Annotated in this window: 10 protein-coding genes and 2 pseudogenes; 6 read left to right on the forward strand and 6 right to left on the reverse strand. The window is 55.8% G+C overall.

Annotated features, from left to right (window positions below; all coding sequences use genetic code 11):
* The first annotated feature begins 269 nt into the window (after positions 1–269).
* Both RGW60_RS06270 and RGW60_RS06275 read left to right on the forward strand, forming a co-directional pair.
* Positions 270–1,397 carry an MFS transporter gene (locus RGW60_RS06270; protein ID WP_322206857.1) on the forward strand — a complete coding sequence of 376 codons (1,128 nt, stop codon included), beginning with the start codon at positions 270–272 and terminating at the stop codon, positions 1,395–1,397.
* Positions 1,398–1,456: 59 nt separating this feature from the next.
* Positions 1,457–2,551 (forward strand): LacI family DNA-binding transcriptional regulator, encoded by a 1,095-nt coding sequence (locus RGW60_RS06275; protein WP_322203100.1) that lies wholly within the window; start codon positions 1,457–1,459, stop codon positions 2,549–2,551.
* Between the two features lie 67 nt (positions 2,552–2,618).
* Here the strand turns inward: RGW60_RS06275 and RGW60_RS06280 are convergent, their stop codons facing one another.
* Genes RGW60_RS06280 through RGW60_RS06290 form a run of 3 tightly spaced genes read right to left on the reverse strand, consistent with a single transcriptional unit; the run spans position 2,619 to position 6,756 of the window.
* Positions 2,619–4,229 (reverse strand): GMC family oxidoreductase, encoded by a 1,611-nt coding sequence (locus tag RGW60_RS06280; RefSeq protein ID WP_322203102.1) that lies wholly within the window; start codon positions 4,227–4,229, stop codon positions 2,619–2,621.
* Between the two features lie 17 nt (positions 4,230–4,246).
* Positions 4,247–6,034 (reverse strand): thiamine pyrophosphate-binding protein, encoded by a 1,788-nt coding sequence (locus RGW60_RS06285; RefSeq protein ID WP_322203104.1) that lies wholly within the window; start codon positions 6,032–6,034, stop codon positions 4,247–4,249.
* Positions 6,031–6,756: a ThuA domain-containing protein gene (locus tag RGW60_RS06290; RefSeq protein WP_322203106.1), complete on the reverse strand. Its 726-nt coding sequence runs from the start codon at positions 6,754–6,756 to the stop codon at positions 6,031–6,033. Before RGW60_RS06290 ends, RGW60_RS06285 begins: the two co-directional genes overlap by 4 nt.
* A gap of 398 nt (positions 6,757–7,154) precedes the next feature.
* Here RGW60_RS06290 and hisD point away from each other — a divergent pair, with 398 nt between their 5' ends.
* On the forward strand, positions 7,155–8,438 hold the full coding sequence (hisD, locus tag RGW60_RS06295) for a histidinol dehydrogenase (RefSeq protein WP_322203108.1): 1,284 nt from the start codon (positions 7,155–7,157) through the stop codon (positions 8,436–8,438).
* Positions 8,439–8,671: 233 nt separating this feature from the next.
* Positions 8,672–8,820 (forward strand): annotated as a pseudogene (locus tag RGW60_RS06300) (hypothetical protein); the annotation flags it as partial.
* Between the two features lie 117 nt (positions 8,821–8,937).
* On the opposite strand, the gene RGW60_RS06305 reads toward RGW60_RS06300, so the two are convergent.
* Positions 8,938–10,304 (reverse strand): IS3 family transposase gene (locus RGW60_RS06305; RefSeq protein WP_416194835.1). Its coding sequence is split into 2 segments (ribosomal slippage): positions 8,938–9,825 and positions 9,828–10,304, totalling 1,365 coding nucleotides; the frame shifts between segments, so codons are not numbered across the junction.
* Positions 10,305–10,372: 68 nt separating this feature from the next.
* Here RGW60_RS06305 and RGW60_RS06310 point away from each other — a divergent pair.
* Positions 10,373–11,257, forward strand: a complete 885-nt coding sequence (locus tag RGW60_RS06310; RefSeq protein ID WP_322203110.1) for a sugar phosphate isomerase/epimerase family protein — start codon at positions 10,373–10,375, stop codon at positions 11,255–11,257.
* A gap of 67 nt (positions 11,258–11,324) precedes the next feature.
* Complete coding sequence (locus tag RGW60_RS06315) at positions 11,325–12,935, forward strand: GMC family oxidoreductase (RefSeq protein ID WP_322203112.1); 1,611 nt, start codon at positions 11,325–11,327, stop codon at positions 12,933–12,935.
* 177 nt (positions 12,936–13,112) lie between these two features.
* On the opposite strand, the gene RGW60_RS23715 is transcribed toward RGW60_RS06315, so the two are convergent.
* Entirely contained in the window at positions 13,113–13,658 is a 546-nt protein-coding gene (locus RGW60_RS23715; RefSeq protein WP_407074044.1) for a CZB domain-containing protein, read from the reverse strand.
* Positions 13,638–14,297: pseudogene (locus RGW60_RS23720) on the reverse strand (methyl-accepting chemotaxis protein); the annotation flags it as partial. The pseudogene RGW60_RS23720 and the gene RGW60_RS23715, both read right to left, overlap by 21 nt.
* Positions 14,298–14,305 lie beyond the last annotated feature (8 nt).

A 14,305-nucleotide genomic window follows, 5' to 3' on the forward strand; every position in this document is an offset into this window, starting at 1 on the left:
TGTTGTTTTTGGGGTGTTAATGCAATTGGAAGGTGAAGCGTTATCAGTTATACGTATAACTTATTAAAACTTACATTATTAATGAGTTGGCTATCAGCTTATTTCAGGTTCTCGGCTTTTACCGCTTTCTTGCTCTGTAAAGCCGTCCTGATTTCGAAGACACATTGGCCTAAAAAATTATTTTAAGTTATACGTATAACTTTAATGGTTCGAATTTAGAGGTTTTCGTGTCTTCTCAAGAATCGGTATTGCCGTGGGCCGCCCCGGATATGGTGGCTTATCGGCTGACGTTCCTCATGTCAGGCCTGTGCATGGGCGCATGGGCTCCGCTGGTTCCCTATGCGCGCAGTCGGGCGGGGGTCGACGACGGAGCGTTGGGCCTGCTTTTACTTTGCCTTGGCCTAGGCTCGCTGGTGATGATGCCGCTCGCAGGCATCCTGAACGCAAGGAAGGGTTGCCGATTTACCATGCATATCGGTATCGCGCTGGTATTGCTGACCTTACCGATGCTCGCGACGGCTCGTTCATTCGCCGGTTTGTTGATCGCCCTGAGCATATTCGGCGCAGGGTGTGGGGCGGTGGACGTGACGATGAACGTACAGGGGGTGATGGTTGAGCGTGCGACCAGTCGGTCGCTCATGTCGGGTTTCCACGGCTTGTTCAGCCTGGGGACGATTGTCAGTGCCGCAGGTATGACCGCACTGTTATGGCTCGGCGCCTCGCCTTTGTGGGCAAGCAGTGGGGTGATCGCGGTACTGATGGCTTTTGTCTTGACCTACGGACAGCAGATGCTTGGGCGTAGCGGTGATGAGGGCAGTCCGATATTTGTCAAACCGACTCGAAAGGTTCTGCTGCTGGGCTTGCTCTGTCTGTTTGCCTTTCTCTCTGAAGGCGCCATTCTCGATTGGAGCGCGGTGTTTCTTGCTGACGTACGAGGCGTTCAGCATTCCATTGCCGGCCTGGGCTACGCAGCCTTTGCCGTGATGATGGCGTTGGGACGATTGAGTGGTGACCGGATTCTGCTGAAGCTGGGCGCGCGTAGAGTGCTCATCGGCGGTGGGCTTATCGTCATAGTGGGCTTCGTGCTGGTGGTGTTTGCCAAGGACTGGCTGTTGAACCTGGTCGGCTTCGCGGTGATTGGCACAGGCTTGGCGAACATTGCGCCGGTTTACCTATCGCTGGCTGGGTCTCAAAAGACCATGCCAGGCGAGTTGGCCATTGCGGCGGCAACTAGTCTCGGTTACCTCGGGATCTTGATGGGCCCGGCGGCTATCGGCTTGGTTGCCCAGGCGACCAATCTGTCGTCAGCGCTGCTTGCGGTTGCCGCGCTGATGATCGCAATCATTTTTAGCGCCACCCGACTGGTTCCGAACGTTTCGCCTCAGCGGTTACACTGAGGCATGGTTTTTATTTAACAGACCTCCTGTGAGGTTTCAAAAAGATCGGGAAGCAAGCGATGGCATCCGTTTCAATGAAAGATGTAGCACTGGCAGCCGGGGTGTCTCAGCCTGCGGTGTCCTACGCTTACAATCGCCCCACCAAGCTGTCCCAAGCCCAGCGCGAGCATATCCTTAAAATCGCCGCGTCGTTGGGCTATCCGGGGCCGAATGTCCTTGGGCGAAGCTTGCGTTCGGGCAAGATCGGGGCGATCGGCTTGATGATGATGGACAAATTGTCCCTGGCGTTCGCCGACCCTTGCACGATTGCCTTGTTACGCGGGATCAGCGAAGTGGGTGAGCTGGAGAACGTCGCGTTGACGTTGTTCCCGCTCAATAACAACCGGCTCGTCGGTCGTACGCAAGCGGCCGATCACGGCAGTCTGGCGCTGCGTGGATTGGTGGATGGCTTGATTATCTCGACCCTGCCCGACGACCATCCGGCCGTATTGGCAGTGGTGAAACAGAACATTCCGTTTGTGGTTATCGATTCGCCATTGGTGGAAAACTCTTTCTTTGTCGGCATCGATGATCGAGGCGCCGCCCGCACGCAGATGGAGCACCTGCTTGGCCTTGGGCATCGCAAGATTGGGATCATCATTGACCGCCTCAACCCTGACGGTTATCGCGGCCCGATTGATCAGCCGCGTTTCAGAAGCGCCAGTGAGCGCATTGTCAGGGAGCGGCTTACCGGATACGTGGAGGCTGCGAACGCAGCCGGTTTGGCATTCGAGGACCTGAGTATTATCGAAGCCGGTGGGCTTGATTCTACCTCTGGGCAAACGGCAGCTTTCACGCTGCTGACGTCCAGCGATGTCACCGCCGTGGTGGCCTGCTCGGACGTCATGGCGATCGCTTGCATGAAGACGGCTCACGCGCTCAATCGCAACGTCCCACAAGCGCTATCGGTGATTGGTTTCGACGATATACCTGAAGCGGTGCAGCTTGGCTTGACCACTATTGGGCAGCCGATGGTGGAGAAAGGCGTGTACGCCGCACGGCTGCTGACCGAGCAGTTGAATGCACCGGTCGGCACTCGGCTAGAACCTGAGCAGAAAATTTTCGCCACGAAACTTATCGTGCGGACTTCGACGCTCAAACTGCAGGACGTTTAACGGTGTTCATGGCTCAAGGCTGCGGAGTAAGAACTACTCTGCAGCCTTGAGGTTCACCTTGTACCGTTCAAGGCACTGGACGCATGAAATTCGCCGCAACCCGCAGGGCATTGGCAGCGATGGTGAGGGCCGGATTGACCGCGGCCGAAGACGGAAAGAATGAGCTGTCGACCACCCAGACGTTATCCAGGTCGTGCATCTTGCAGTTCAGGTCCAGCACGCTTGAGGCTCGGTCCGTGCCCATGACGGCAGTGCCACATTGATGCGAATTCGTGGCAATCCCCATGCGTGCTTTCAGGATCACGGGGTAGCCAGCCTCGCGCATAACTTTACTGGTCTTGCCCACCAAACCTTCATGGGCCTTCAGGTTGTTTGGTGTCCAGTAAACCTTGATCGCGCCACGTTGCTTGTCATACGTGACCCGATTGTCTTGCGTGGGTAAATCCTCTGAGGTCAGGTACAAGTCGACGCTGTGGTCGGTGATGTATCGCGACGCAAACTTTGGAAGCCAGGGGCGCATGGCACTGATCATCGGTTCGCGGATTTTTCCCAGCATCTGCACGTTACCCAGGGGGAATGAATTATGCGGGCCGGCGCGGTACCAGTCGTTGATGGCGAGGGTCTTCTGGAAGATCACCTTGTTCTTGCGCCGCGGGTCTACAGCGAGCATGAACGTGCTGTTGTGGACCATGTAGTTGCGGCCCACTTGCCCCGAGCTGTTGCCCAAGCCTTCAGGGTGATGTTCGTTCGCTGACTTGAACAGCAGGGCTGCGCTGTTCACCGCGCCGCATGCCAGGACGAATCGTTTCGCTCGAAGTGTCACGTTGCGACCATCAATGAGGCCATGGGCCTCGGTCACCGTCTTGCCGTCCGTGCCGGTCTTCAGTTGTTTGATCGTGGTGCGGGTCAACAGCCTGATATTGGCGCTGCGCAGGGCCGGTCTCAAGGCGCTGACTTCAGCATCAGCCTTGGCGTCGACGAGACAAGGATAACCATCGCAGGTGGAACACAATACGCAGTCACCGCCGTCGCCATAATCCACCGCAGCAGGCATCACGAAGGGCTTGAGCCCGGAGCGGCGCATGCTCTGTTCCAGCGGTGCCAACGCGGGGTCATGTTTGAGCGCCGGCTGCGGAAAAGGCCCCGAGCGCCAAGGCTCGCTGGGATCAATGCCCGCCAGGCCATGCACCCGGTAAAGCTTCTCGGCTTCGGCGTACCAGGGCTCCAGGTCTGCGTAGCTAATAGGCCATGCGGGGGAGATGCCCTCGGCGTGTTTGATTTCGGCAAAGTCCTCTTCGCGAAACCGTGGAAGCATTGCGCCGTAGAACTTGGTGTTGCCGCCGACGTAATAGAAAACCCCCGGCGAAAACGGTTTATTGGATTCATCCAGCCACTGCTCGGCATTTCGATAGCGGCCTTCGGCGAACACCGATTCGGCGCTCCAGTTCTGTATTTCACGGGGCAGAAAATCCCCCCGTTCGACGATCACGATGTCCAGCCCGCTATCGCGTAACGCATGGGCAAAGGTCGAACCGCCCATGCCCGAGCCGATAATCACGACATCACAGTTGATATTGCCATCTGCATCAGGTGTCACCACGTCGAGGGCGCGCTGCTCGCGCGGCACCCCCGGTTGTGGATTCAGCTCTGCATGATGCGAAATCAATGCATCACTCATTTGAGCCGCTCCAATTCTTATAGGTGCTGTTCGGAATTGCGCAGTTCTTGGTATTCGTCCTGACGTTCATCCGTGATGTAGGCAGGAATCGGGAAGTCCCACCAGCCCGGCACCCAAGGGCCCGCAGCGTCGCGATCGGTCGGGATTTCGATCAGTACCGAGACGTTCAGGTCCAGGGCTTCCTGCAGGATGGGCTCGAGGTCTTCCGGGCGCTCCACACGGTAAGATTTCAGGCCGAAGGCTTCGCCGACCGCTTTGAAGTCCGGGCTGTAGGGCGTGCCGTCCGGATGGTTGAACTCGGTGCCGATATGGCGGCTGGTTTGCTTGCGCTGGCCACCGCGAATCGACATGTACCCGGCGTTGTTCTGAATCATGAACACAACCGGAATGTTGTTGGTTACGCAGATTGCAATTTCCTGGGAAGTCATCAGGAAATCGCCATCGCCAAGGATGCACACCACCGGTTGGTTCGGCGCCGCCAGTTTGGCACCGATGGCTGCTGGCACAGCCCAACCCATTGAGGAGAATCCGCCAGACGTCAGGTGCGTACGGGGGGTGTAAACCGGGAAGGTCTGTTTGACCGCACCTTGGGTGTTGCCAGACCCGACCACCACGATGGTGTCACGCGGAAAAATCTTGCGCAGCGCACCTAGCGGACGTTGCGAGGTAAACGGGAAGCGATCGGAGTCACGACGGCCGGCCAGTTTGGTTTCCCACTCGTCCTGATAGCCGCGCAGGTCGCTCATGTATTCTTCGCGATCAACCGTCTGGCCTTTCAAGCCTTCGACGATATGGGCCAGTGCGTACTTGGCATCGGCACAAATACCCACGGTCACCGGGTAATTCTTGCCGATCTCGTGCGGGTCGATGTCGATATGGATCAGCTTCGACGGCGGAATGGCAAAGGTCACCCCCTTGGCATAACTGGACGATGACCAGTCGGTGAAGCGACAGCCCACGGCGATAATCACATCGGCGGTGGAGGCCACTTTATTGCCGCACATCGTGCCGGTTTGACCGACACTGCCAGCGAACAGTGGGTGGTCTTCCGGGAAGCCGCTTTTGCCGTTCCAGGTAGTAACTACTGGAATTTTCCAGGCCTCGGCCAGGGCGAGCACTTCGGCGCTTGCCTCACCGGTAATGACGCCGCCGCCGATCACCAGCACCGGGCGTTTGCAACCTTTAAGCTCTTCAACCGCACGGGCGGTAGCCGCAGGGTCCGGGAAGCATTTGCCGATGGGGGTGCGTTCTTCCAAGGCATGAAGGGTGACTTCAGCCGCTTCAGCCTGAACGTCCATCGGGATTTCAATGTGGACCGGGCCTGGGCGGCCAGTGACCATCGCGCTCCACGCTCGATGCATCATGAACGGCAGTTCTTCAACGCGGGTGGCGACCCAGTGACGCTTGGTGACGGCTTCGGCGATTTTAGGGAAGTCGTTGTCGGTGTAGCGTTCGAGTTCCTGCAGCAAGCCGTGGCCGCGCATGTGCGTGGGTGGCCCGCCGGTGATCAGCATCAGGCTGGTAGAGTCGGTGAAGGCCGTGGCCATGCCGATCACCGTGTTGGTTGCACCGGCACCGATAGAGGTGACGGCGGCCATCGGCTTGCCGGACACCCGGTAGTAACCATCCGCCAAGTGAACCGCACTCTGCTCATGAAAAACCTGAATGAATTTGAGTTTCGAGTCTTCTTCGAGGAAGGCGTCGGTGAGTGTCCAGATCCCGTGACCGGGGATGCCGGCGACATATTCAACGCCGTAGTTTTTCAGGGTTTGAGCCACGATCTGGCTGCCGGTCAATTTAGTCATGACAGGATTCCTTGGGTTGATGAAAGTGCGGTGGATACGGCGGACTTCCCGGTGCTTGCTGCGCGCCCGCGGGTCGCCCAGTTCAAACCCTGCTTGGTCAAGCGCCGGATGTTCGGGTCGGCCAGGTTGCTGGTGTCGTGGCCGATCGAGTGATAGAACACTCGTCCCTCGCCCCATTGCCGAACCCAAGCGACCGGGCTGCGATGGCCTTTGATCCACGGGAACGGGTTGCCATCGAAAGTGGTTTCGGCCAGCACATGAATGTTCGGGTCAACCTGCATGTAGTACTGCTCGGACCGAACATCGAAATCCTCGACGCCTTGAGTGACTTCATGGGTGTGATCGATAACGTTGACCTGGTAAGGATGGGGAAAGCCTTCCCCCGTTGGGTGCTCAAGAAATGAGCCGCCCAGTACCCAGTGATACTTGAGGCTGGCGCGAAACGCTGCGCCCGCACCGTGCCAACCCACCAGCCCGGTGCCGCTTTCTATGGCTTCCAGCAGGCGGTTTTCCTGTGAGGCTGTCAGCGTTTCAGTGGTGACCGCATTGTTCCAGCCGATCACGATCAGGTCGTAACCGGTCAAGTCCCTGTCCAATGTGAAGATGTCGGTTGACTCTTCAACGTCGAAATCCAGTTCCTGAAAAACGGTCCGAGCCCATGCAGCAATTTCATAGGGGTAATGGCCGGGCCAGCCACCGTACAGATACAAGACTTGACTCACGGTTGGTCACCTCTTTAAGTTGGGTGTGATCATTAAGTTATACGTATAACCGTTTATTTAAGCTATCACTCCAAACCAGAGTGTCAATGCCTATATCGTGTTTTTAATGATTACGACCAATGGTCTATGAGTGTTTGCGGGCGAGAAAGAGATTTAAAAGGTACGCGAACAGATTCGGTCGATTCAGCATTTTATAACTTAAGGTTATACGAATAACACGATTGCTCGTGCTAGAGCGGTCAGCGCTGCCGCAACTGCTTCAGCATTGCGTCTGTGCTGCGTCAGATCGCGTCATCAATAAGGAAGCTGCGAAGTTGCCTGGGGTAGGGGCGTGAGAAAAGATGGTTGCCAGTGCTGAGCGCATGCCGCGTGCACCAAGAACCGTCTGGAGCCATTTGATGATCCGTTATCTGAAAAAAACTAAGCCCGTCGAAGCTCAAGCCGAGATCGCCGCCCAAGTCCGCGATACGGTTGAGCAAATCATCGCCAATGTTGCCAAGAACGGGGACGCCGCCGTTCGGGAATACTCGAAGAAATTTGATAAATGGGAACCCGCATCCTTCCGTCTGACCGACGAAGAAATTGCCGCGTGTGTCGCCAGTCTGTCGGAGCAGGAAATCGGCGATATCACTTTTGCCCAAGCGCAAGTACGCCGCTTCGCCGAAGTGCAAAAAGCCTCAATGCACGATGTCGAAGTCGAAACCCTGCCGGGGGTGATCCTGGGGCATCGCAACATTCCGGTGAACTCCGTGGCCTGCTACATCCCCGGTGGGAAATATCCGTTGCTGGCTTCAGCCCACATGAGCGTGCTCACCGCTAAAGTGGCCGGAGTGAAACGCGTGGTCGCGGCGGCGCCACCGTTTGATGGCAAGCCTCATCCGGCCATCGTGACCGCCATGTTCCTGGCCGGTGCTGACGAGATCTATTGCGTCGGCGGCGTACAAGCGATTGCCGCTTTCGCGCTGGGGACAGAGGAATTCAAACCGGTCGACATGATCGTCGGGCCAGGCAATGCATTTGTTGCCGAAGCCAAACGCCAACTGTTCGGCAAGATCGGCATCGATTTGATCGCCGGGCCGACCGAAACCCTAGTGATCGCCGATGACAGCTCCGATGTGGAAATCATCGCCGCCGACTTGCTCGGCCAAGCTGAACATGGCGTCAACTCACCTGCGGTGTTTTTGACCAACAGCGCGGAACTGGCAGAAACCTTGCCGGCGGAAATTGAGCGCCAGTTGGCCATTCTGTCGACCGCGGCAGTCGCTTCGGTCGCTTGGCGTGACTACGGCGAAATCATCCTCTGCGACACCGTGGACGAACTGGTCCAGGAAGCCGACCGGATCGCTTCCGAACACGTGCAAGTCATGACCTGTGACCCGCTCTATTTCCTTGAGCACATGACCAACTACGGTGCGCTGTTCCTCGGCGAGCGGACCAACGTCTCCTACGGCGACAAGGTGATCGGCACCAACCATACGCTGCCGACCACTGGCACGGCGCGTTACACCGGAGGCCTCTGGGTCGGCAAGTTCATCAAGACGTGCACCTATCAACGCATTCTTACGGATGAAGCGTCTGTGCTGGTCGGTGAGTACTGCTCACGCTTGTGCGGCATGGAAGGTTTTGCCGGGCACAAGGAACAGGCCGATATCCGGATTCGCCGGTATAAGAAGCCAGTCTGATTGCTGCTGTTTATAGAGTCGGCTAGCGTCGGTGCCAAGCGTCCTCTGTCGAACTCCGAACTAGCGGATCTCACCAGGGCCGTTGGTTAGTTGCTGCACTTGGCAAGCGAGTAGCGAGAGAAAGAGTCGTTTCTCGGTACTGCTAGTCACTCTACCGTTCAGCCAAGTGCATTCAGGCTCCCCATTTTGGGGAGCTTTTTTTTGAACGGTCGAAAAAACTTGTTGTTCCAGGCTTGTCCGAAGAGGTGAACCGTAACGTTTCGGCGATCAGGGATGAGACCGGTGCATTGGTCGAGCAGGCCGACCAATCCGCCCGGATCAGCCAATCCTTGAATGACCTTGCGAACAGCAACAGCTGCTGATGAACAACTTCAAGGTCTAACCCTTGTGGGAGCGAACCAGCCCACTCCCACGGGGGACTTGAGTCGCACACGAATATTGCGCCTGGCAAAGATCCAAACTGAACTGCGCCCCAAATGTTGGACAGTGATTGAATAAGCTACGCGGCCTGAGTTCTGTATGCCACTGGACTCAAGCCGTTGAGCTTCATTTTGATACGTTCGTGGTTGTAGTAATGGATGTATTCATCCAGTCCAGCCTCTAACTGAGCAACGCTGTCGAAGCGCTCCCGGTAGAAAAACTCTGATTTCAGTGTGCCGAAAAAGCTCTCCATCGTGGCATTGTCATGGCAGTTACCCTTGCGCGACATACTCTGTTCCAAGCTCATTTCTTCCAGACGATTTCGGTAGATGTGGTAGCGGTACTGCCAGCCCTGATCCGAGTGCACCATCGGTTTGGCGCCCTCTGGCAAGCGCTTCAACGCCTTTTCCAGCATGTTGCCCACCAAGGCGTAGCGAGGGCTGGTGTCTGTCTGGTACGCCACGATCTCTCCGTTGTACAAGTCCAGTATCGGCGACAGGTAGAGCTTTTCACCGGCTACCTTGAACTCGGTAACGTCGGTCACCCATTTCTCATTCGGCTGGTCGGCCTCGAATTGCCGAGCCAACGTGTTAGGTGCTACCTGCCCCTCAGGGCCTTTGTACGATTTATACTTCTTGGCTCGCACCGTGCACTTGAGGTTTAGTTCGGCCATCAGCCTGCGTACCGTTTTGCTGTTCACTATCCACCCGCCCTTGAGCAGCGTGGCGGTCATCCGGCGATAGCCATAGCGGCCCTTATGCTGGTCCTGGATAGTCTGAATAGAGGCTTTCAGCGGAGCAAATTTATCCCCGGCAGCCAGTACCTTGACCTGATAGTAGTAAGTACTGCGTGCCAAGCCGACCAGCTTGAGCAGGGCGTCGATTGGAAAATCGCTCCTCAGCTCAGTGACTACCCAGGCTTTTTCTTCGCTTCTTTGTCCCGCCTCATCGCCTCCTCGCCTAACACCTTTAACTTTTTTAGGTAGGCGTTCTCCATGCGCAGGTACTGAAGTTCGTCGAGCAACTCTTTGTGGGCGCGCTCTTCGTCGGTGAGCACTGCCGGTTTGCGGGGCTTGGCGGGGGGCTTTGGCATAACGTTACGTGGGCCTTTTTTCCCTGACGTCAGGGCTTCGATGCCGCCACTGTAATATTGCTGCTGCCATCTGCCTATCTGCGTTGAATTGCCCAGATTGAAAATCGCAGCCGTTTGCCGAAATGACAACTTCTCACGCTCCATGTGCTGGACAACGGACAGTTTGAACTCGGGACCATGTTCCTTCATACGCCCCTGCAGGCTGGCTTCCCCGTGCAGCTCGTAGGCCGCCACCCAACGACGGAGCAACGTAGGGTCCATCTGAAATTGAGCGGCTATGTGACGAAAACCTTGACCGCGCTCAAGGAAAGCATTGATGGCGGACCGCTTGAACTGCGTTGAATATTTACCCATGAAAAACACCCCGGTAGTTGGATGGGTGTCCAACATTTGGGGCGCAGTTCAAACGGTGGGAGCCTGATATGAACACTCAAAACAACATCCTGGCCTTGCATTCCACAGTCGCGAAACATTCGACGCTGGCGATGGATATCGACATTGCGAAGTCTGTAGGTTTCGACGCACTGGAAATTTACAGCGGCAAACTTGAAGATTATTTGCGGGCCGGTTATTCCGAGCCGGACCTGAAAGCGTTATTGAAGAATGTTCATGTCACCGGGATCGGTTACTTGAGGGACATCGAGCGCCAAGGCACTGAACGCGCTGATCTGCTGAACGAAGCGGAGCGGCTTTTTCAACTGGCCAATGTGGCAGGTGCCAAGGGTGTTCAAGTGCTCACCGGGCCGATCAACGTTCAAGCGGTAATCGATTATCAAAAGTGCGGCAAGAGTGCGCATTACTCCGGTTTGTTGGGGCTGGATGAAGCCGCGCAATATGCGCTGACCGCAAAAAACCTTGCATTGCTGGCTGACCTGGCCAAGCAATACGACATTCTTCTGTACCTGGAAGCGTTGTCATGGACACCGTTAAATACACTGGAGCACCAACTGCAGCTTATTGATCGCACCGAACGCGACAACGTGAAAATGGTAATTGACTACTGGCATTGTTTTACCTCCGGCGTTAAGCCCGAAGACATTGCGCGCATGAACAAGAACGTTATCTACGGTGTGCATGTGTGTGACTCACTGCCGTTCGAAGGCGGTATTCCCAATGAGGAAATACTCCGCGATGTACCTACTGGGAGGGGGATATTGAACCTTGCCGAGTGGACGGCTGCGGTGAAGGCAACCGGTTACGACGGATGGTGGAGCTGTGAGTTGTTTTGTAAAAAACAGCAGCAACAAAACAGCTATGAGGTCGCGAAAGATCTGAAGACGCTTCTAAGCAGCCTCGTTGGACGTTGAAGCGCCTTTCACCCGGATTAAGACGTCCGTTTCTACAATGCGATCTCATAAAAGGTATTAAGTCGTCATGGTGGATTTCATCGTAATTGGAGGCGGCTCGACAGGCTGCACGGTCGCATCAAGGCTTAGCGAAGATACTTCTGCATCCGTTGTCCTTTTTGAAGAGGGACCGCGCGACCGCAACCCCTACATCCATATTCCCGGCGCCTACTACAAGACCGCGCAAGGCCCTCTACTCAAACGTTATGCGTGGGAGCCGACCGAGGACCAGCACAGGAAGGAAACGCCAACCATGGTTCAGGCCAGCGTTCTGGGTGGCGGCAGTTCGGTCAATGCAATGATTTACATCCGCGGCGTACCCGCCGACTACGATGGTTGGGAGCAGCAGGGGGCAATCGGCTGGTCCTACAACGATGTATTGCCCTACTTCAAAAAAGCGGAAGACAATGAGCGCTTTTGTAACGACGTTCATGGCGTGGGCGGGCCGCTGGGAGTTTCGGATCCGATCAATGTTCATCCGCTGACCAAAGTTTGGCTGCGTGCTTGCCAGCAGTACGGCTTGCCGTACAACGAGGATTTCAACTCGGGCAAACCTGAAGGCTGTGGGCTGTATCAAATCACCGCTAAAAATGGCTTTCGAAGCAGTGCGGCAGTTGCCTATCTGGCGCCCGCCAAGTCACGCAAGAACTTGAAGGTGAAGACTGGTTGTCGCGTCCTCCGTATTTTGACCCAAGGCAACAAAGCCATTGGCGTTGAATACATCGAGAACGGCGTCCGCCGCATCATGCACGCCGAAAAAGAAATTGTTTTATCCGCTGGCGCCATCAATTCACCCCGATTGTTGATGTTGTCGGGTATTGGTCCTGCCGCGCAGCTTGAGAAACATGGCATCAAAGTAATCAAGGATTTGCCAGGAGTGGGGCAGAATCTTCAAGACCATATTGAAGTGTCGCTGGTTTATGAGCTGACCGGGCCCTATAGCTACGACAAGTATAAAAAGTGGCATTGGAAAATTATGGCTTGCTTGCAATACGGCCTCTTCAGACAGGGCCCGGCGGCGTCCAACTTGATTGAAGGCGGTGCTTTCTGGTGGGGAGACAAAGCTGCAACCAATCCTGATATCCAGTATTTCATGGTCGTGGGCGCGGGCATCGAAGAGGGCGTGGATTCTGTTCCAGGGGGCAATGGTTGTACTTTGAATCTGGGCCAGATCAGTCCTAGGTCCAAGGGGTACGTCGAACTGTATTCAGCAGATCCTATGTCGCCTCCGCGTATTGTGCCCAACTATTTTTCTGACCCTTATGACATTGAAAGCCTGGTTGATGGTTGCTTGGTGGGTGAGGAGATCATGTCCCAGGCGGCTTTCAAACCCTACCTCGCAAGGCGTCACGTGCCGGATGCAACTGTAAAGTCTAGGGAAGCCATGAAAAAATTCTGCCGCGAAAAGGCCCACGCGGCGCTGCATCCATCCGGTACCTGCCGCATGGGTTTGGATGAGCAATCGGTTGTTGCTCCGGATCTCAAGGTGCATGGCATAGACGGGCTGCGTGTTGCCGACGCATCGATCATGCCTACCCTGATTTCAGGTAACCCTAACTCGGTGTGCATCATGATCGGAGAGAAGGCCTCCGACATGATCAAACGTGGTCAGACAGCGCTGGCCACCCAGATCGTATAGTGGGCGTGTCTCGCATTCGCCAACGTGCCAATCTTCCGCTCACTACCGGGGTGCAGTTTGCTCCGGTGCATAAGCGATGCCCAACCCACGAGCAGCGGCGGCGGCCATGATTTCTACGTGATATCTCACCTGCAACCCGCTGAAGGTGGCAAAAACGATGTTGGAGGTTGCTAACGTTCACCCAGCGCCGAAACCTTTGTGCTTGACCTGTTGGCCGACTTCAAAGTGCGTAGCGGGTGAGCGTACGGTGCTTAAACACAAACGATCTCCCACGGCGCTGGCAGAACTCAACAACTGTTGCAGCCCGAGCATTACTTGCATGTTGGCGTCCTCCATACGCGCCGCTGCGACGAATGCTTCATCAAGTCGACCCTTGTGATACAGCTCCACCGCCAGCGCTGCGAACTCATGCACCTGGCTGTGCGGTTCATCCAGTTCTGCATAACCAGACACCCGCGAAAAACGTTGGCGAATTTCATCCGTGGCATACCACTGACCAAGGGCGCAAGTGTGGTGATCGGGTAGCTCTGCTGCGGTCATTTTCGAGATGCCCATCAACACTTTGTACACCTCGAGTTTGAGCGTGATCTCTTCCATATTGGCCATCTCGACGCGTCCAAGTCCGGCCGACTCAATCAGGCCAGAGTTCATATGGCCTATTGACGCCAATATAAGGTCCATCCCCTGGGTTGCTGCGACGGATCGTTCGAGGGTCAGGCTCATTAGGCGGGCGTTGGTGGATACGTTTTGCCAAGCATCGTCGGTATCTAGACGTACCTCATCCATCACTGCATTGATCTGGGCAGTGGCCGTAGAGGTACGCTCGGCCAGTTTGCGTACCTCGTCGGCTACGACAGCAAAACCACGGCCAGCTGTGCCGGCGCGTGCGGCCTCGATGGCAGCATTTAGCGCCAGGAGATCAGTTTGCTTAGCGATAGCGCTAATTAATTGCACCATCTGGCCAATGCGGTCGCTGTGATTGTTAAGCCGGCCAATGGCAGCACCAGTTTCGGCACTCTTGGCACTAACATCGTTCAGCGTGTCGGTCATCTGTAAAAAGTGTTCACGATAGTCGAGGGACAAGTGGGTTAGTTGCTTCGCCTCCTCGCGTTCGCTGGCGAGTATATTGGCCAGCCGACGTTGTGACTGCCCGGTGGTGCTGAGCGAATCGCCAAAGCGGGCCAGGCCGCTAAACAATCGGGGCATACGAGATAGCTGCAATTTCAGTCGGTCAATCTGCGCTTGTTGCTCCGAAAACTGCTGGTTCCGTTGATCAAGTTGAGCTTGTAACACCAGAATATGCGCATCGCGCGCTTTGGTTTCAGTCACTGCGGCAATGTAACGGCGAGTAGAAGTCAGCATGGCAGCTC

The organism is Pseudomonas sp. AB6, from assembly GCF_034314105.1.
GTDB lineage: Bacteria > Pseudomonadota > Gammaproteobacteria > Pseudomonadales > Pseudomonadaceae > Aquipseudomonas.